We start from the raw sequence: 18,974 nt of genomic DNA, 5'->3' as shown, positions 1-18,974 counted from the left end.
GACATTCCCTACAAGATTCGCGGATTTATCCTACAAAAAATCATGCGAACACATCGCCTTAAAAACTGTATCCATGGCGTTGAATATTTTGCCTGTGGATTTTGACCCAAGATTAAAGGTCAGGATCCAAAAAAATAAAAAGCGCATGGCGACCCAAGTATTACTGACACTGGTCGCGCAAAACATTAACACCAGAAATATCACACACTGAACACCTACTTGCTCTTACAGCAAAAAATCATGCATGAACAATCATTAACAACGACAACCCTTGAATCCCGGCATCTATAAATAGAACCAGCCAAACACACCTCGACAACCCAGCGAGAAATAAACATGACCAAGTTCAAAAAAAGAATGACCAACCCTATGACAATAATCGCCGCATTCGCAACTCTGTCTGAAACATCGGCAGCCATTTCCCTGCCTTTCCTCGATAACGATGAAAGAGAAATCTATGTCTGGTTTCTGATCAGCTTTCCTTTTTATCTGCTGTTTCTTTTCTTCGCCACCCTCAACTTCAATTACCGGTCGCTGTATTCGCCTTCGGACTTCGAAAAAGACGAACACTTCCTCAAAGCGATGGACGAGGTCGATCCAGCGGCAAACAACGCGTCGGTGCAAAACCCGCGGTCTGGCCGCTATTCCTGCAGCGCCCAGGCCCCACCCGGTGAAACCGGCTTGCAGCACATTCGCCTGCCCAAACAGCTCAAAGGCCTGCACATCATCGATACACGCTGGATGAAAACCAGGAGGGAGTTCAGTACGTTGCTGGAAAGGCTAAAGAAGCGACAGGACGGGAAAGCCCAGATGATCCTGTTTCTCACCGACAACACGTTGGAAAAGTCGCTGAGGGACAGCGTTTTGGAGTTTTCCAACCAGAGAAACAAACGCGGTAGCGCCAATTGCTGGGTTGCTTACGACTTGAACTCACACAGGGTGACGGCATGGACCGGAGCCCATTGAAAACAACTTGGGCATGAGGCAGGTCTTAAAAGTGAAATACGAAGAAGAAGGTATCAGGCAGGTCGGTAAGAGATCGTCGTTTCGTGACTTCAAACCGATAAAAACAAAGTGGTGGCCCCGCCAATGACGAGGCCACCACTTCATTTACAGGCTCGGGAAACTCAGAACAGTTTCCGGCCCTTGTTTGCAGCAATACGCATGCGCAAGGCGTTGAGCTTGATGAAGCCCGCCGCATCGGCCTGGTTGTACGCGCCGCCATCTTCCTCGAAGGTCGCGATGTTAGCGTCGAACAACGAATCGTCGGACTTGCGCCCGGTGACGATCACGTTGCCCTTGTACAGCTTCAGGCGTACGACACCGTTCACATTGACCTGAGACGCATCAATCATCTGCTGCAGCATCAGACGCTCAGGACTCCACCAGTAGCCGGTGTAGATCAGGCTGGCGTACTTCGGCATCAGCTCATCCTTGAGGTGAGCCACTTCGCGGTCCAGGGTGATCGATTCGATCGCACGGTGGGCACGCAGCATGATGGTGCCGCCCGGGGTTTCGTAGCAGCCACGGGACTTCATGCCCACGTAACGGTTCTCGACGATGTCCAGACGACCGATACCGTGTTCACCACCGATACGGTTCAGGGTCGCGAGCACGGTAGCCGGGGTCATTTCAACGCCGTCCAGTGCCACGATGTCGCCGTTGCGGTAGGTCAGTTCCAGGTACTGCGGCTTGTCGGGTGCTTTCTCCGGAGAGACGGTCCAGCGCCACATGTCTTCTTCGTGCTCGGTCCAGGTGTCTTCCAGCACGCCGCCTTCATAGGAGATGTGCAGCAGGTTGGCATCCATCGAGTACGGGGATTTTTTCTTGCCGTGGCGTTCGATCGGGATCGCGTGCTTTTCCGCGTAATCCATCAGTTTTTCGCGGGACAACAGGTCCCATTCACGCCACGGAGCAATCACTTTCACACCCGGCTTCAAGGCGTACGCGCCCAGTTCGAAACGAACCTGGTCGTTACCTTTGCCGGTGGCGCCGTGGGAAATGGCGTCAGCGCCGGTTTCGTTGGCGATTTCGATCAGGCGTTTGGCGATCAATGGACGAGCGATGGAAGTACCCAGCAGGTACTCACCTTCGTAAACGGTGTTGGCGCGGAACATCGGGAACACGAAATCGCGCACGAATTCTTCGCGCAAGTCGTCGATGTAGATTTCTTTCACGCCCATGGCCTGAGCCTTGGCACGTGCAGGTTCAACCTCTTCGCCCTGACCCAGGTCAGCGGTAAAGGTCACCACTTCACAGTTATAAGTATCCTGCAGCCACTTGAGGATCACCGAAGTGTCCAGGCCGCCGGAATACGCCAGAACGACCTTGTTTACGTCCGCCATGCCATCACTCCACGGGGTTCTACGGAAAGCCGGGAAGTCTACCGCTCATACAAAATAATTTACAGTGGCGCGACAGCTTATGACGACGAAGCGACAGATTATGTCGAGGGCGCGACGATGACCAATCGGTCAGGAAGTTGCCGAAGTAGCCGGTTTTGTCGCTTGGGGTGCGACTTGTTCCGCGGGAGCGCCCCGCTCCAAACGTACCGCAACCCTGCGATTTTTCGCACGGTTGGCATTATTGGTGTTGGGCGCCAGTGGATAACTCTCACCGTGGAAGCGCACGGTGATCTGCGATTCCTGAATGCCATTGGCCTTGAAGAACTCCATGACCGCCAGGGCCCGGCGGCGGGACAAGTCACGATTGGTCAGGCGATTGCCGCCGTTATCGGAGTGCCCGTCGAGTTCAATGCGATTAACCGTCGGATCGGCCTTCATGTATTCCAGCATCACCTGCAACCTGGCTTTCGCGGCCGCATCCAGATCGATCCCCCCACCGGGGAAACCGATCTGTGACTGCTTCACCTGATCGAAATTCTGCGGCAACAGTTTGGCCACGCAACCCTGATAGTCGGCAAACGCCTTGTTGAACCTGACCGGCAACAGGCGTACTTCCGACACCCGGCCATCCCCGGAGGCATGCCGAACCACGGGACTGCGCCCATCGATCAAGCCACTGATCAAGCCTCCGGCCTGGGCCTGTGAACTGTTGAACAGCACATTGCCGCTACCGATACGCACCGTGCCCAGGTTGATATCGCCCCGCCCCGGTTGCCAGGGGGCAGCAGCGGCCAGCAAAGTGGCCGAACCTCCGCCCATCATCGCGTTGTAGGCATTGAGCCGAAACGTCGCCTGCTCACCGGCGCGACGCACGAACTGCCCCGAGCCGAAATCGGTGATCGGCTGAGTCAGGCGGCACTCGAACTTGTCGCCTTCGACCGTCCACTCGATGCTCTCCAGACGGGTCTGGAAAGTGAGCGCCATCGCGGGAAGGCTGGCAAACACACTGAGCAAGGCTAAATAACGCTGGCGCACGGAAGGCTCCACTGGCTTCTACAACACAAAGACCGACACACACATGTTTACGGCATAGCTGTTGGATATCGGAAGCATTCGGCAAAACTTGATAGCGAGTGCCTGCAAGAGTCTTTTCCGGTAGCATTCCCCTCAGTTTGACCCGCCTGGAATCCCCTCATGTCCGACCGCCTGACCCTGCTGCGTCCCGACGACTGGCACATTCATCTTCGCGATGGTGCCGTGTTGACCAATACCGTCGCGGATGTCGCGCGCACCTTTGGTCGCGCCATCATCATGCCCAACCTGGTACCTCCGGTCCGCAATGCGGCCGAGGCCGACGGCTATCGCCAGCGGATCCTCGCTGCCCGCCCCGCCGGCAGCCGGTTCGAACCGCTGATGGTCCTGTACCTGACCGACCGCACCCAGCCTGAAGAAATCCGTGAGGCCAAGGCCACCGGTTTCATTCACGCCGCCAAGCTGTATCCGGCTGGCGCGACCACCAACTCGGACTCTGGCGTCACCAGCATCGACAAGATCTTCCCCGCACTGGAGGCCATGGCCGAAGTGGGAATGCCCTTGCTGATCCACGGTGAAGTCACCCGTGGCGACGTCGACGTGTTCGACCGCGAAAAAATCTTCATCGATGAGCACATGCGTCGTGTGGTCGAGCGTTTCCCGACCCTCAAAGTGGTGTTCGAACACATCACCACCGCTGACGCCGTGCAGTTCGTCAACTCGGCTTCGGCCAACGTTGGCGCAACCATCACCGCCCATCACCTGCTGTACAACCGCAACCACATGCTGGTCGGCGGGATTCGGCCGCACTTCTATTGCCTGCCGATCCTCAAGCGCAACACGCATCAGGAAGCCCTGCTCGACGCCGCCACCAGCGGCAGCGAAAAGTTCTTCCTCGGCACCGACTCGGCGCCCCATGCCCAGCACGCCAAGGAAGCCGCCTGCGGTTGCGCCGGCTGCTACACCGCTTTTGCGGCGATCGAGATGTATGCCGAAGCCTTCGAACAGCGCAATGCGCTGGACAAGCTCGAAGCCTTCGCCAGCCTCAACGGCCCGCGCTTCTACGGCCTGCCGGCGAACACCGATCGCATCACCCTGGTTCGCGAAGAATGGACCGCCCCAAGCAGCCTGCCGTTTGGCGAGCTGACCGTTATCCCGCTGCGCGCCGGTGAAAAACTGCGCTGGCGCCTGCTGGAGGAACACGCGTGAGTGAAGACCATTTCGACGACGAACTGGACGGTCAAGGTGGCGGAGGCGGTTCCCGCCATCCAATGGCTGCCAGGTTCCGTGGTTACCTGCCCGTAGTCGTCGACGTAGAAACCGGTGGCTTCAACTCGGCCACCGACGCCCTGCTGGAAATCGCCGCGACCACCATCGCCATGGATGAAAAGGGTTTTGTTTACCCCGACCACACCTACTTCTTCCGGGTGGAGCCTTTCGAAGGTGCGAACATCGAAGCGGCGGCCCTGGAGTTCACCGGTATCAAGCTCGATCACCCACTGCGCATGGCCGTGAGTGAAGAGACCGCCCTGAACGATATCTTCCGTGGCGTGCGCAAGGCGCTGAAGGCCAATGGCTGCAAGCGGGCGATTCTGGTCGGGCACAACAGCAGCTTCGACCTGGGCTTCCTCAATGCCGCGGTTGCGCGGCTGGACATGAAGCGCAACCCGTTTCACCCATTCTCCAGTTTCGACACCGCTACCCTCGCCGGCCTGGCCTACGGGCAGACGGTGTTGGCCAAGGCCTGCCAGGCTGCCGACATCGACTTCGACGGTCGCGAGGCTCACTCCGCTCGTTACGACACCGAGAAGACTGCCGAGCTGTTCTGCGGCATCGTCAATCGCTGGAAGCAAATGGGCGGCTGGGAAGATTTCGACGATTGATCTCTCGCCCATAAAAAAACCGGCCTGATGGCCGGTTTTTTTTCACCTGCTTTTTATGGCAGGAGCGTGCGCCTTACAGAGCAGCAGCGTGCTCGGCCAGGTATGCCGCAACGCCTTCTGGCGAAGCGTTCATGCCTTTGTCGCCTTTTTTCCAGTTGGCAGGGCAGACTTCGCCGTGCTCTTCGTGGAATTGCAGAGCGTCGACCAGACGCAGCAGCTCTTCCATGTTACGGCCCAGTGGCAGGTCGTTGATGATCTGCGAGCGGACAACGCCTTTGTCGTCAATCAGGAATGCGCCACGGAAAGCAACGCCGTCAGCGGACTGAACGTCGTAGGCCTTCATGATTTCCTGCTTGATGTCGGCAGCCATGGTGTAACGAACTTCGCCGATACCGCCATTGTTGACCGGGGTGTTACGCCAGGCGTTGTGGGTGAAGTGCGAGTCGATCGAAACAGCGACCACTTCAACGTTACGGGCCTTGAATTCCGACATGCGGTTGTCCAGGGCGATCAGCTCGGACGGGCAAACGAAGGTGAAGTCCAGTGGGTAGAAGAACACCAGGCCGTATTTGCCTTTGATAGCCGAGGACAGGGTGAAGCTGTCAACGATCTCGCCATTGCCGAGTACGGCCGGTACGGTGAAGTCAGGGGCTTGTTTGCCTACGAGTACGCTCATTGGATATCTCCTGGTGTAGAAACGTGAAAATCCGGGTTTGCGCCAGCCTGCCACCCTGAAGCGACAGCCCTGTGACACAACCCCCTTTCGAAAAGACCGGCCATCATACACTGCGTATTTGGACTGTCCTTAACGGTTTTTCCAGCAGAGGTGAAAATCGCGATGGCGAATTGCCCCACAGGACGGCGCAGCAAAACCGTTCGTCAGCCTTGGTAAAAAGCCTCGACCAAGTACTTTGACAATCATTCTCGTTAACATTAAGATCCATCGCATTCGAGACATAAACAAGCGACGGTTTTCACTTATGTATGTTTGCCTCTGCACTGGCGTCACCGACGGCCAAATCCGCGATGCGATCTATGAAGGATGCTGCAGCTACAAGGAAGTCCGCCAGGCCACCGGCGTTGCCAGTCAATGTGGTAAATGTGCCTGCCTCGCCAAGGAAGTGGTTCGCGAGACCCTGACATCACTGCAGACGGCCCAGGCCGCGATTCCTTTCCCTGCAGAATTTACAGCGGCATAAAAAGCCCCTTATTCAAAGAACCGGACTGATGTCCGGTTTTTTTATGCCTGAAAATCAACTGCTTAGACTCTAGACGCGGAACACAAACATTCTTATTCCGATTAATTTTCATATATTATTCAATAACTTAAGTTTGACACTCTTAGTTGTGCGGCTCAAACTCTGCCTTATAGACGGCTAACAAAGGGCAGGACCCCATCATGAAAGGCGACGTTAAAGTCATCCAGCATCTCAACAAGATCCTTGCCAATGAGCTGGTCGCAATCAATCAATACTTCCTGCATGCACGCATGTATGAAGATTGGGGCCTGAACAAGCTGGGCAAGCACGAGTACCACGAATCCATCGACGAGATGAAGCACGCGGACAGGCTGATCAAGCGCATCCTGTTCCTTGAAGGCCTGCCGAACGTCCAGGACCTGGGCAAGCTGCACATCGGCGAGCACACCAAGGAAATGCTTGAGTGTGATCTGCGTATCGAGAAGACCGGCCACAAAGATCTTAAAGAAGCTATCGCCTTTTGCGAAACTGCGGGCGACTTCGGTAGCCGTGAACTGCTCGAAGATATCCTTGAGTCTGAAGAAGAACATATCGACTGGCTGGAAACCCAACTTGGCCTGATCGACAAGATCGGTATCGAGAACTATCTGCAATCGCAGATGGGCGACGACGAGTAAGTTATATTCCGCTGACTTCGATGCAATAAAAAGCCCCGCTCTCTTTAAAGAGGCGGGGCTTTTTATTGCCTGTTCCTGTAGGAGCGAGCCTGCTCGCGATGGTCGTTAACGATAACGCGGGGAATCTGATTCCCCGCGGTTTCTTGAATCCATCGCGAGCAAGCTCGCTCCTACACAAAACTAAATCAGGCTTCGGTCTTTGCAGCTGCAGCTTTGGCGGCAGCGTCTTTGATCAGCGACTGCAACGAACCATCGGCAGACATCTCGATCATGATGTCGCTACCACCAACCAGCTCGCCGGCGACCCACAGTTGCGGGAAAGTTGGCCAGTTGGCGTATTTTGGCAGGTTGGCGCGGATTTCCGGATTCTGGAGGATGTCCACGTACGCAAACTTTTCACCACATGCCATCACGGCCTGTGCGGCTTTCGCGGAGAAGCCGCACTGCGGGGCATTCGGCGAACCTTTCATGTAAAGCAGAATGGTGTTGTTGGCAATCTGCTCTTTAATCGTTTCGATGATATCCATGGAGCACCTCGGCTGAACTTTCCGACTCATGGGTCGGCACGGTGGCGCATTGTAACGGAAAGCCGAGCACCCTGCTCGGTCTCTCCGTCAGATACGATCAGGCCGCCGCCACGGTCACCGGAACACCGTTCAACGCCGCATTCCCCGACAGCTCATCGAGCTGGCACTCGTCCGTCAGGTCATTGGCACTGGAACCGGGCTGGCCACTGGCAATGGTCATCTGCACGCCTGGTCGCGCATGGCCCCAACCGTGCGGAAGGCTGACCACACCTTTCATCATATCCAGGCTGCCAAGCACTTCCACTTCAATCACCCCGACCCGAGAACTGACACGCACTCGCTGCCCATCGCTCAACCCGCGACTGGCCAGATCATCCGGGTGCATCAACAACTGATGGCGCGGCTTGCCCTTCACCAGTCGATGGTAGTTGTGCATCCACGAATTGTTACTGCGGACATGCCGGCGGCCGATCATCAGCAATTCATCAGCTGCCGGTGCCTGCAACGCCGCAAAGCGTGCGAGGTCGGCGAGGATCACGTCGGGAGCGGCTTGTACCCGTTGATTGGCGGTCTTCAGGCGCGACGCCAGGTTGGGCTTGAGTGCTCCCAGATCGACACCATGGGGATGATCGAACAAGGTCGCCAAAGACAACTTGTGCTCGGAGGCATCGCCATACATGCCCATGCGCAAGCCGCGATCGATCATCTGGGCCGGGGCAATGGTCGGCTTGAGTTCCTTGCCGGTCTTCGCCGCAAATGCCTTCGCCAGCCCGACGAAAATCTCCCAGTCATGCAGCGCGCCTTGGGGCTTGGCCAGGATCGCCCGGTTGAAACGGCTGACGTTACGCACTGCAAACATGTTGAACGTGGTGTCGTAGTGATCGTTTTCCAGCGCCGAAGTCGAGGGCAGGATCAGGTCGGCGTACCGGGTGGTTTCGTTGATGTACAGGTCGACGCTGACCATGAACTCCAGGCCGTCCAGCGCCTGTTCCAGCTGGCGGCCATTTGGTGTGGAGAGCACGGGATTGCCCGCCACGGTGATCAGTGCACGGACCTGCCCTTCCCCTTCGGTCAGCATTTCTTCGGCCAGCGCCGACACCGGCAACTCGCCCCCGTATTCCGGACGCCCGGAGACCCGGCTCTGCCACAGATTGAAATGCCCGCCCGAGGTCGAGGCCACCAGATCCACCGCCGGCTCGGTGCACAGGGCACCGCCGACGCTGTCGAGATTGCCTGTGACCAGGTTGATCAGCTGCACCAGCCAATGGCACAACGTCCCGAAGGCCTGAGTCGAAACCCCCATGCGGCCGTAGCAAACGGCGCTCGATGCCGCGGCGAAGTCCCGGGCCAACTGGCGGATCTGTTCAGCCGGCACAGCGCACAACGGGCTCATCGCTTCTGCAGAAAATTCGGCGATGGACTCGCGCACCTGATCCAGACCATCCACCGGCAGATGACTGTCACGGGTCAGGCCTTCAGCGAACAAGGTGTTGAGCAGGCCGAACAACAACGCCGCATCGCCTCCGGGACGCACGAACAGATGCCGGTCGGCGATGGCGGCTGTTTCGCTGCGACGCGGGTCGACCACTACGACCTTGCCGCCCCGGGCCTGAATCGCTTTCAGGCGTTTTTCCACGTCCGGCACCGTCATGATGCTGCCGTTGGATGCCAGCGGGTTGCCGCCAAGAATCAGCATGAAGTCGGTGTGATCGATGTCCGGGATCGGCAGCAGCAAACCATGGCCGTACATCAAGTGACTGGTCAGGTGATGGGGCAACTGATCGACCGACGTCGCGGAAAACCGGTTACGGGTTTTCAGCAGGCCGAGGAAATAGTTGCTGTGGGTCATCAGCCCGTAGTTGTGCACGCTGGGATTGCCCTGATAGACCGCCACCGCGTTTTGCCCGTGCCGTTCCTGAATCGCCGCCAGGCGTTCGGCGACCAGGTTGAAGGCGTCCTCCCACTCGATGGGTTGCCATTCACTGCCTACTCGCAACATCGGCTGATGCAGGCGATCCGGGTCGTTCTGAATATCTTGCAGGGCCACAGCCTTGGGGCAGATGTGCCCGCGACTGAAGGTATCCAGGGGATCGCCCTTGATCGAAGTGATTTGCACATTGCCGGCCTCGACCTCGGTGGTTTCGATGGTCAGGCCGCAGATGGCTTCGCACAGGTGGCAGGCACGGTGATGGAGAGTCTTGGTCATGGCCAGTCTCTGTCTTGTTCTGGGCGGGCAATGTCAGCCGCGGGAACAAAACTATGGCGCCAGCCCCGCCACCGCGCCAGCGACGTTTGTCTTGTGAATTGCCGACCATCAGGCCAGCCGATGGCAGTGCAAGCTCAGCTCGACGGCAGCCCGGGCGGTGCCTGCAGCTGAATCTCCTGGATCGTTTCGATCTGTTCGTGACCGACGTGCACGCCGGTCAGTTCGCCGATCAGCCGCCAGTGCTCGTCGAGCCCGGTGCTGATGGTGGCCATGCGGTCGATCATGCGGCGGCCGGCATCCCGGGTCACAGGATCGGGACTTCGCAGCAATTCGAATGACATTGATGTCATGGAGGCGGTCAGGTGTGTCAGGGAGCGGGCCGTCAGGCCGAGCAATTCCATTAGCTGCTGTTCTTTCGATTCCATTGCGGAGGCTTCCTGCATCGCGGGTGATTTATTTATAACGCAGCACTTTGCATTAGCAAATGTTTCAGATGGAACGCCAATGGGCGCCCCTGCGAACCACCATTCAGAAACCGACCGCCAGTGCTCCGCCACCGCCCGTTCGTTTGCCAAGTTGCGCGGGCGCGGTGTACAAATGCTTGGCTGCTGTCAGGAAACAGGCTTCAAAAGCGCTACTGCGTTAATCCCGTAGCCTCTCTGAAATCCCCTTAAAAACCGTAGCCCTATTGGTAAGACGCGACATTTAATTATAAGATCGCGCCTTCCCCTATTTCGTCGCCCCGTGCGGCTTACGCCGCAGGTCTCGCCCGTTGTTCCGTTAAACAAGGCTTTGAGCATCTGCGGTTTGTAGCAAAAAGGTAGTCAATGATGAGCGCAAGGCACTTTCTCTCCCTGATGGATTGCACGCCCGAAGAGCTGGTCAGCGTGATCCGTCGAGGCGTTGAGCTCAAGGACCTGCGTAACCGCGGCGTACTGTTCGAGCCTCTGAAAAACCGCGTGCTCGGGATGATTTTCGAGAAGTCCTCGACCCGCACCCGCATTTCGTTCGAAGCCGGCATGATCCAGCTCGGCGGCCAGGCGATCTTCCTGTCGCCGCGCGATACCCAACTGGGCCGGGGCGAGCCGATCAGCGACGCCGCCATCGTCATGTCGAGCATGCTCGATGTGGTGATGATCCGTACCTTTGCCCACAGCACATTGACCGAATTCGCCGCCAATTCGCGCGTCCCGCTGATCAACGGCCTGTCCGACGATCTGCACCCGTGCCAACTGCTGGCCGACATGCAGACCTTCCTGGAACACCGCGGCTCCATCCAGGGCAAGACCGTGGCCTGGATCGGTGACGGCAACAACATGTGCAACAGCTATATAGAAGCGGCGATCCAATTCGACTTCCAGTTGCGTATCGCCTGCCCGGAAGGCTACGAGCCGAACCCGAAATTCGTGGCCCTGGCCGGCGATCGGGTGACCATCGTTCGCGACCCGAAAGATGCCGTGCGCGGCGCCCATCTGGTGAGCACCGACGTCTGGACCTCCATGGGCCAGGAAGAAGAAACCGCCAAGCGCCTGAAGCTGTTTGCCCCTTACCAGGTCAACCGCGCCCTGCTCGACCTGGCAGCCAGCGACGTGCTGTTCATGCACTGCCTGCCGGCTCACCGTGGCGAAGAGATCAGCGTCGACCTGCTCGACGACCCGCGTTCGGTGGCCTGGGATCAGGCTGAGAACCGTCTGCATGCGCAAAAGGCCCTGCTCGAGTTTCTGGTCGAGCCGGCGTACCGCCACGCATGAGCCAGCCATTACTGCTTAACCTGCGCAACCTCGCCTGCGGCTATCAAGACCAGCGCGTGGTGCAGAACCTCAACCTGCATTTGAACGCCGGCGACATCGGTTGCCTGCTGGGCTCTTCCGGTTGCGGCAAGACCACCACCCTGCGCGCCATTGCCGGTTTCGAACCGGTTCACGAAGGTGACATCCAGCTCGCCGGCGAGACCATTTCCAGCGCCGGATTTACACTCGCGCCGGAGAAACGCCGGATCGGCATGGTGTTCCAGGACTACGCGCTGTTTCCGCATTTGACCGTGGCCGACAACATCGCCTTCGGTATTCGCAAGCATCCGCAAAAGGAGCGCGTCGTCGAGGAACTGCTGGAACTGGTCAACCTGAAGAACCTCGGCAAGCGCTATCCCCATGAGCTTTCCGGTGGCCAGCAGCAACGTGTCGCCCTGGCCCGCGCCCTGGCGCCGGAACCACAACTGCTGCTGCTCGACGAACCCTTCTCCAACCTCGATGGCGAATTGCGCCGCAAGCTCAGCCACGAGGTGCGTGACATTCTCAAGGCCCGCGGCACCAGCGCCATTCTGGTGACCCACGATCAGGAAGAGGCCTTCGCGGTCAGTGACCACGTCGGTGTGTTCAAGGAAGGCCGGCTGGAACAATGGGACACGCCCTACAACCTGTACCACGAACCGCTGACCCCCTATGTGGCGAGCTTCATCGGTCAGGGCTACTTCATTCGCGGTCAGTTGAGCAGCCCGGAATCGGTACAGACCGAGCTGGGCGAGCTGCGCGGTAACCGGGCTTACACTTGGCCGGTTGGTGGTGCGGTCGACGTATTGCTGCGTCCGGACGACATCGTTTATGCACCGGACAGCGCCTTGAAGGCCAAGATCGTCGGCAAGTCGTTCCAGGGCGCGTCGACACTTTATCGCCTGCAGATGCGGACCGGCGCGCAACTGGAATCGATCTTCCCGAGCCATGTCGATCATCAGGTAGGCGCAGAGGTGGGCATTCGAGTGGCGGCGGAACATCTGGTGCTGTTCCAGGCGAGCAGCAGCATGGCGGCGCAGATTCCGGACGTGGAGTCCGGCGTGCGGCGATACAGCAACGCTCACTGACCCCTGTAGGAGCGAGCCTGCTCGCGATGAACTCAAGAACAGCGTGGGGTATCAGAATGCCCGCGTTATCGTTGACGACCATCGCGAGCAGGCTCGCTCCTACAGGGGATATGCATCAGGTGAGGATCAATCTTCCGCTGGCCACCAACGTCGCATTCCCGCCAATCTTCACCCGGTCCCCTTCCAGCCGGCAGAACAACTCCCCACCTCGCTTGGAGCACTGGTAAGCCGTCAGGCTCGACTTGCCCAGGCGCCTGGACCAGTACGGAATCAGACTGCAATGGGTGGACCCCGTCACCGGGTCCTCGTTGATGCCGATGGCCGGCGCGAAGTAGCGCGAGACGAAATCATGCTTGCTGCCCCGGGCAGTCACAATGGCGCCCAGCCAGGGCAGTTTCGCCAGGGCGACCATGTCCGGCTGGCAATCGAGCACAGCCTGCTCGGACTCCAGCACCACGAACAATTCATTGGAACCCAGCACGTCGACGATCTCCACGCCCAGCGCGCGCTCGACTTCCTGGGTCACGCCCAGTTCCGACGGCACGATGGCTGGGAAATCCAACCACAGCCGCCCGCCTTCGCGACTCACGCTCAGCGGACCTGACTTGCAGGTGAAATCCAGGCGCTCGACTGGCTCGTTGTAGATTTCGAACAGCACATAGGCGCTGGCCAGGGTGGCGTGACCGCACAGTGGCACCTCGGTGGTCGGGGTGAACCAGCGGATATGCCAGCCCAGCCCTTCGCGCACCACAAAGGCGGTTTCCGCCAGGTTGTGCTCGGCGGCAATTTTCTGCATCAACTCGTCGGCGAGCCAGGCGTCCAGCCGATAGACCATCGCCGGATTACCGCTGAAGGCACGATCACTGAACGCATCGACCTGATGAAACTCAAGCTGCATAACATTCTCCCTTTGTCAGGACTTGCAGGAGCGAGCCTGCTCGCGATGGTCGTCAACGATAACGCGGGGAGTCTGGTTCCCCGCGGTGTTCTTGAGTCCATCGCGAGCAGGCTCGCTCCTACAGTGGTTCATCCGCTGTCAGGCGCGGCCGATATCGGCGAACTTCGCCTGGGTATGTTCGGCCAGCACCGCAGGGGCCAGTTCGACCTCGAGGCCGCGCCGCCCGGCGCTGACGAAAATGCTCGCAAATGACTGGGCGGAATTGTCGATAAAGGTACGCAGGCGCTTTTTCTGCCCCAGAGGGCTGATCCCGCCCAGCAGATACCCGGTCGAGCGCTGTGCGGCGGCGGGATCCGCCATCTCGACTTTCTTCACGCCTGCGGCATGGGCCAGGGCCTTCAGGTCCAGAGTCCCGCCCACCGGCACCACAGCCACCAGCAGTTCGTTCTTTTCACTGGCCGCCAGCAAGGTCTTGAACACCTGCGCCGGATCAAGGCCGAGCTTCTCCGCGGCTTCCAATCCATATGACGCGGCTTTGGGATCATGTTCATAACTGTGTACACGGTGTTCGGCGCGAACCTTTTTCAGCAAATCCAACGCAGGTGTCATGACAGCTCCAGACTGGGCGGCAGTAGAAAAACACTGCGCCGGATTCTAGGACATTGATCTGCAAAAGGCTCCCATGTTGCGTGCTGCTTATTGTGGGAGCGAGCCTGCTCGCGATGGACGACAACAAGAACCTGTGCGACCTGGATGAACGCGTTGCCTGGGCTTTTTTTCGCGAGCAGGCTCGCTCCCACATGGACCGTTCACTTTCGACCTTTGACAGCCCCATTTCCTGTCTATATTTTTTCGTTTATGAATTTTATCGAACCCAATACCGGACACTGACGGTAACCCCGTATTTCTTGATACCGTTGGCGCATGACTACGCCTACAGGATCACGCACCAGGCTCCGCTCCCTTTTTCGTCCAAGGCAATCGACATGACCGACACACAGAACAAGAACTACATCATTGCCCTCGACCAGGGTACAACCAGTTCCCGGGCGATCATTTTCGACCGCGACGCGAACGTGGTCTGCACCGCCCAGCGCGAATTCGCCCAGCACTACCCGCAAGCCGGTTGGGTTGAACATGACCCGATGGAGATCTTCGCCACCCAGAGTGCGGTGATGGTCGAGGCCCTGGCGCAAGCGGGTCTGCATCACGATCAGGTCGCGGCCATCGGCATCACCAACCAGCGTGAAACCACCGTGGTCTGGGACAAGAGCACCGGTCGGCCGATCTACAACGCCATCGTCTGGCAGTGCCGTCGCAGCACTGAGATCTGCCAGCAGCTCAAGCGTGATGGTCATGAGCAATACATCAGCGAGACCACCGGTCTGGTCACCGACCCTTATTTCTCCGGCACCAAGCTCAAGTGGATTCTCGACCACGTCGAAGGCAGCCGTGAACGCGCACGCAACGGCGAACTGTTGTTCGGCACGGTCGATAGCTGGCTGATCTGGAAATTCACCGGCGGCAAGGTCCACGTCACCGACTACACCAACGCCTCGCGCACCATGCTCTTCAACATCCACACCCTGGAGTGGGACGCGAAGATGCTGGAGCTGCTGGATATCCCCAGGGAACTGCTGCCAGAGGTGAAAGCCTCTTCGGAAATTTACGGTCGCACCAAAAGCGGCATTGCCATTGGCGGTATCGCCGGCGACCAGCAGGCGGCGCTGTTCGGCCAGATGTGCGTCGAGGCCGGTCAGGCGAAAAACACCTACGGCACCGGTTGCTTCCTGCTGATGAATACCGGCAACAAAGCCGTGAAATCCAGTCATGGCATGCTCACCACCATCGCCTGCGGACCGCGCGGCGAAGTGGCTTACGCCCTGGAAGGCGCAGTATTCAACGGTGGCTCCACCGTGCAATGGCTGCGTGACGAGTTGAAAATCATCAACGACGCACACGACACCGAGTACTTCGCCAACAAGGTCAAGGACAGCAACGGCGTGTACCTGGTCCCCGCTTTCACCGGCCTCGGCGCGCCCTACTGGGACCCGTATGCCCGTGGCGCGCTGTTCGGCCTGACCCGTGGCGTACGGGTGGATCACATCATCCGCGCGACCCTGGAATCCATCGCCTACCAGACCCGCGATGTGCTCGACGCCATGCAGCAGGACGCCGGCGAGCGCCTCAAGGCCCTGCGGGTGGATGGCGGCGCGGTGGCGAACAACTTCCTCATGCAATTCCAGGCCGACATTCTCGGCACCCAGGTTGAACGCCCGAAGATGCGCGAGACCACGGCGCTGGGTGCAGCGTACCTGGCAGGCCTGGCCTGCGGCTTCTGGGGCAGCCTGGAAGAACTGCGCGGCAAGGCGGTGATCGAGCGTCAGTTCGAACCGACACTGGACGAAGCGGCAAAGGAAAAACTCTACGCCGGCTGGAAAAAAGCGGTCAGCCGCACGCGCGACTGGGAGCCACATGAAGGCGCTGAATAAGCCAGGCTGAAGACTGGTGCCCTGATGTAACTGGCAGGGAGTGGATTCGTGCGGCATCATGGGCAAATTTTGCACGGCAGCCCAAAGGACGCCCCATGAATCTGCCTCCCCGCCAGCAGCAAATCCTCGAACTGGTCCGCGAGCGCGGCTATGTCAGCATCGAGGAAATGGCCACATTGTTTGTTGTCACTCCGCAGACCATCCGCCGCGATATCAATCAGCTGGCGGAAGCCAATTTGCTGCGTCGCTACCACGGCGGCGCGGCCTACGATTCCAGTGTCGAGAACACCGCCTACGCCATGCGCGCCGATCAGATGCGCGATGAAAAGCAGCGGATTGCCGAAGCCATCGCCGCGCAGATCCCCGATCACGCCTCGCTGTTCATCAATATCGGCACCACCACCGAATCCATCGCCCGCGCACTGCTCAATCACAATCACCTGAAGATCATTACCAACAACCTGCACGTGGCGTCGATGCTCAGTGCCAAGGATGACTTCGACGTGCTGTTGACCGGCGGCAACGTGCGCCGCGACGGTGGCGTGGTCGGTCAGGCCAGTGTCGACTTCATCAATCAGTTCAAGGTCGACTTCGCCCTGGTCGGCATCAGCGGCATCGATGAAGACGGTAGCCTGTTGGACTTCGATTATCAGGAAGTGCGGGTGTCCCAGGCGATCATCGCCAACGCCCGCCAGGTGATTCTCGCCGCCGACTCCAGCAAGTTCGGGCGCAACGCCATGATCCGCCTGGGGCCGATCAGCCTGGTCGATTGCCTGGTCACCGACCAGCCACCCTCGCCTGCGCTGACGCAGCTTTTGAATCAGCACAAGGTTCGACTGGAAGTCGTCTAACCCCCCAACATTCTCGTCGCCTGTCCCGACGCTATCGCGAGCAGGCTCGCTCCCACAGGGTCCGCACTGCCCTTGTGGGAGCGAGCCTGCTCGCGATAGCGATTTCACCTGCACCACTCTTTTTGCGCTATTACACGCATTCAGTGTTCGAATATTTTCCTTTTCCGCGCTTTCGATGAGTTTTTTCAATCGAAGCCGACTGGCTGCGCGCATGTTTATCGGCTAACATTTTCGCAAATGAACATTCATGTTCGGTTTCAAATACCGAACATCAAAGAATTCCGAGGCCTTAGCCGATGCCCACTTCTACCTTGCCTGTGCCCCCTCTTGCCGAGGTCTACGATATCGCCGTCATCGGTGGCGGGATCAATGGCGTGGGGATCGCGGCGGATGCCGCCGGCCGAGGCCTCTCGGTGTTCCTTTGCGAAAAGGACGACCTGGCCAGCCACACCTCGTCGGCCAGCAGCAAGCTGATCCACGGTGGTCTGCGCTACCTCGAACATTACGAGTTCCGCCTGGTGCGCGAAGCCCTGGCCGAACGCGAAGTGCTGCTGACCAAGGCGCCGCACATCGTCAAGCAGATGCGCTTCGTGCTGCCCCATCGCCCGCACCTGCGTCCGGCCTGGATGATCCGCGCCGGCCTGTTCCTGTATGACAACCTCGGCAAGCGGGAACAGCTCAAAGGCTCGAAAAGCCTGAAGTTCGGCCCGGACAGCGCACTGAAAAACGAAATCACCAAGGGCTTCGAATACTCCGACTGCTGGGTCGACGACGCGCGCCTGGTGGTGTTGAACGCCATGGCCGCCCGGGAAAAAGGCGCTCATGTCCACACCCAGACCCGTTGCGTCAGCGCCCGTCGCGCCAAAGGCCTGTGGCACCTGCACTTGGAGCGCGCCGATGGCAGCCTGTTTTCGATTCGCGCCAAGGCGCTGGTGAACGCCGCCGGCCCCTGGGTCGCCAAGTTCATTCGTGATGATCTGAAAATGGAATCGCCGTACGGCATTCGCCTGATCCAGGGCAGCCACCTGATCGTGCCGAAACTGTACGAAGGCGAGCACGCGCACATCCTGCAAAACGAAGATCAGCGCATCGTGTTCACCATTCCGTACCTGAACCATTTCACCCTGATCGGCACCACCGACCGCGAATACACCGGCGATCCGGCTGCTGTGGCAATCACCGAAGGCGAAACCGATTACCTGCTCAATGTGGTCAACGCCCACTTCAAGAAGCAGATCGGCCGCGATGACATCCTGCACAGCTACTCCGGCGTGCGCCCGTTGTGCAACGACGAATCCGACAACCCGTCGGCCGTCACCCGCGACTACACCCTGGCGCTGTCGGGCAGTGGTGAAGAAGCGCCGCTGCTGTCGGTGTTCGGTGGCAAGCTGACCACCTACCGCAAACTCGCCGAGTCGGCGCTGGCGCAACTGACACCTTACTTCGAGCACATCCAGCCGAGCTGGACGGCCAACGAACCTCTCCCGGGTGGCGAAGGCATGACCACCCCGCAGGCGCTGAGCTCGCAGATCCGTGACGCGTTCGACTGGATCCCGACCAACATTTCCCGCCGCTGGGCCACCACCTACGGCAGCCGTACCTGGCGCATGCTCGAAGGCGTACAGAATCTGGGCGATATGGGCGAACACATCGGCGGCGGTCTCTATACCCGCGAGGTCGATTACCTGTGCAGCGAAGAATGGGCCACCACCGCCCATGACATTCTCTGGCGTCGCAGCAAGCTCGGCCTGTTCACCACCGCTGCGGAACAGGACAAGCTCAAGGACTACCTGAACAAGGTCGAACAGAACCGCAGCAAGATCGAAGCCGCCTGATCGCACCGGCGAAAAAACAAAGCCCCTGAATCTCGCGATCCAGGGGCTTTTTTATGGCCTTCGACACTGTAGGAGCGAGCATGCTCGCGATGGTCGTGAACGATAACGCCGGGAACCTGATACCCCGCGGTGTCTTTTCGTTCATCGCGAGCATGCTCGCTCCTACAGAGGG

General features: G+C 58.9%; 18 protein-coding genes. 10 read left to right on the top strand and 8 right to left on the bottom strand.

Annotated features, from left to right (window positions below; genetic code table 11):
• Positions 1 to 336: 336 nt before the first annotated feature.
• Positions 337 to 966 carry a hypothetical protein gene (locus ABTV29_RS05385; RefSeq protein ID WP_433769156.1) on the top strand — a complete coding sequence of 210 codons (630 nt, stop codon included), beginning with the start codon at positions 337 to 339 and terminating at the stop codon, positions 964 to 966.
• Between the two features lie 161 nt (positions 967 to 1,127).
• On the opposite strand, the gene ABTV29_RS05380 is transcribed toward ABTV29_RS05385, so the two are convergent.
• Both ABTV29_RS05380 and ABTV29_RS05375 read right to left on the bottom strand, forming a co-directional pair.
• Positions 1,128 to 2,345 (bottom strand): argininosuccinate synthase, encoded by a 1,218-nt coding sequence (locus ABTV29_RS05380; protein ID WP_110964710.1) that lies wholly within the window; start codon positions 2,343 to 2,345, stop codon positions 1,128 to 1,130.
• Positions 2,346 to 2,474: 129 nt separating this feature from the next.
• Positions 2,475 to 3,380 (bottom strand): flagellar protein MotY, encoded by a 906-nt coding sequence (locus ABTV29_RS05375; RefSeq protein WP_433769155.1) that lies wholly within the window; start codon positions 3,378 to 3,380, stop codon positions 2,475 to 2,477.
• Between the two features lie 159 nt (positions 3,381 to 3,539).
• On the opposite strand from ABTV29_RS05375, the gene pyrC reads away from it, so the two are divergent.
• Positions 3,540 to 4,586 (top strand): dihydroorotase, encoded by a 1,047-nt coding sequence (gene pyrC / locus ABTV29_RS05370; RefSeq protein ID WP_433769154.1) that lies wholly within the window; start codon positions 3,540 to 3,542, stop codon positions 4,584 to 4,586.
• Complete coding sequence (rnt, locus tag ABTV29_RS05365; protein ID WP_110964713.1) at positions 4,583 to 5,260, top strand: ribonuclease T; 678 nt, start codon at positions 4,583 to 4,585, stop codon at positions 5,258 to 5,260. Before pyrC ends, rnt begins: the two co-directional genes overlap by 4 nt.
• Before the next feature lie 73 nt (positions 5,261 to 5,333).
• Here rnt and ABTV29_RS05360 read toward each other — a convergent pair whose 3' ends face one another.
• On the bottom strand, positions 5,334 to 5,936 hold the full coding sequence (locus ABTV29_RS05360) for a peroxiredoxin (RefSeq protein ID WP_433769153.1): 603 nt from the start codon (positions 5,934 to 5,936) through the stop codon (positions 5,334 to 5,336).
• A gap of 304 nt (positions 5,937 to 6,240) precedes the next feature.
• On the opposite strand from ABTV29_RS05360, the gene ABTV29_RS05355 reads away from it, so the two are divergent.
• On the top strand, positions 6,241 to 6,459 hold the full coding sequence (locus tag ABTV29_RS05355; RefSeq protein WP_096509240.1) for a bacterioferritin-associated ferredoxin: 219 nt from the start codon (positions 6,241 to 6,243) through the stop codon (positions 6,457 to 6,459).
• 200 nt (positions 6,460 to 6,659) lie between these two features.
• Positions 6,660 to 7,136: a bacterioferritin gene (bfr, locus tag ABTV29_RS05350; protein ID WP_433769152.1), complete on the top strand. Its 477-nt coding sequence runs from the start codon at positions 6,660 to 6,662 to the stop codon at positions 7,134 to 7,136.
• Positions 7,137 to 7,321: 185 nt separating this feature from the next.
• On the opposite strand, the gene grxD is transcribed toward bfr, so the two are convergent.
• The 3 genes from grxD to ABTV29_RS05335 form a co-directional block, all read right to left on the bottom strand.
• On the bottom strand, positions 7,322 to 7,663 hold the full coding sequence (gene grxD, locus ABTV29_RS05345; protein WP_433769151.1) for a Grx4 family monothiol glutaredoxin: 342 nt from the start codon (positions 7,661 to 7,663) through the stop codon (positions 7,322 to 7,324).
• Between the two features lie 97 nt (positions 7,664 to 7,760).
• Complete coding sequence (locus tag ABTV29_RS05340) at positions 7,761 to 9,869, bottom strand: molybdopterin oxidoreductase family protein (RefSeq protein ID WP_433769150.1); 2,109 nt, start codon at positions 9,867 to 9,869, stop codon at positions 7,761 to 7,763.
• A 134-nt stretch (positions 9,870 to 10,003) separates the two neighbouring features.
• On the bottom strand, positions 10,004 to 10,294 hold the full coding sequence (locus ABTV29_RS05335) for a hypothetical protein (protein WP_110964718.1): 291 nt from the start codon (positions 10,292 to 10,294) through the stop codon (positions 10,004 to 10,006).
• Positions 10,295 to 10,699: 405 nt separating this feature from the next.
• Between ABTV29_RS05335 and argF the strand changes: the two genes are divergently transcribed.
• Both argF and ABTV29_RS05325 read left to right on the top strand, forming a co-directional pair.
• Positions 10,700 to 11,620, top strand: a complete 921-nt coding sequence (argF, locus tag ABTV29_RS05330; RefSeq protein ID WP_433769149.1) for an ornithine carbamoyltransferase — start codon at positions 10,700 to 10,702, stop codon at positions 11,618 to 11,620.
• Complete coding sequence (locus ABTV29_RS05325) at positions 11,617 to 12,726, top strand: ABC transporter ATP-binding protein (RefSeq protein ID WP_433769148.1); 1,110 nt, start codon at positions 11,617 to 11,619, stop codon at positions 12,724 to 12,726. Before argF ends, ABTV29_RS05325 begins: the two co-directional genes overlap by 4 nt.
• 115 nt (positions 12,727 to 12,841) lie before the next feature.
• Here ABTV29_RS05325 and ABTV29_RS05320 read toward each other — a convergent pair whose 3' ends face one another.
• Both ABTV29_RS05320 and ybaK read right to left on the bottom strand, forming a co-directional pair.
• Positions 12,842 to 13,624 carry a PhzF family phenazine biosynthesis protein gene (locus tag ABTV29_RS05320; RefSeq protein WP_433769147.1) on the bottom strand — a complete coding sequence of 261 codons (783 nt, stop codon included), beginning with the start codon at positions 13,622 to 13,624 and terminating at the stop codon, positions 12,842 to 12,844.
• Positions 13,625 to 13,762: 138 nt separating this feature from the next.
• Complete coding sequence (gene ybaK, locus ABTV29_RS05315; protein ID WP_433769146.1) at positions 13,763 to 14,233, bottom strand: Cys-tRNA(Pro) deacylase; 471 nt, start codon at positions 14,231 to 14,233, stop codon at positions 13,763 to 13,765.
• A 377-nt stretch (positions 14,234 to 14,610) separates the two neighbouring features.
• Here ybaK and glpK point away from each other — a divergent pair, with 377 nt between their 5' ends.
• The 3 genes from glpK to glpD all read left to right on the top strand — a co-directional run bounded on the left by glpK (position 14,611) and on the right by glpD (position 18,802).
• Positions 14,611 to 16,116: a glycerol kinase GlpK gene (glpK, locus tag ABTV29_RS05310; RefSeq protein WP_433769145.1), complete on the top strand. Its 1,506-nt coding sequence runs from the start codon at positions 14,611 to 14,613 to the stop codon at positions 16,114 to 16,116.
• A 95-nt stretch (positions 16,117 to 16,211) separates the two neighbouring features.
• On the top strand, positions 16,212 to 16,967 hold the full coding sequence (locus ABTV29_RS05305) for a DeoR/GlpR family transcriptional regulator (protein ID WP_433769144.1): 756 nt from the start codon (positions 16,212 to 16,214) through the stop codon (positions 16,965 to 16,967).
• Between the two features lie 296 nt (positions 16,968 to 17,263).
• Positions 17,264 to 18,802 (top strand): glycerol-3-phosphate dehydrogenase, encoded by a 1,539-nt coding sequence (glpD, locus tag ABTV29_RS05300; protein ID WP_433769143.1) that lies wholly within the window; start codon positions 17,264 to 17,266, stop codon positions 18,800 to 18,802.
• Positions 18,803 to 18,974 lie beyond the last annotated feature (172 nt).

Origin of the sequence: Pseudomonas putida, assembly GCF_050989985.1 — a bacterium.
GTDB classification, from domain to species: domain Bacteria; phylum Pseudomonadota; class Gammaproteobacteria; order Pseudomonadales; family Pseudomonadaceae; genus Aquipseudomonas; species Aquipseudomonas putida_AI.
Note: the sequence above shows the minus strand (reverse complement) of the source record. Positions and strands in the feature narration are given on the sequence as shown.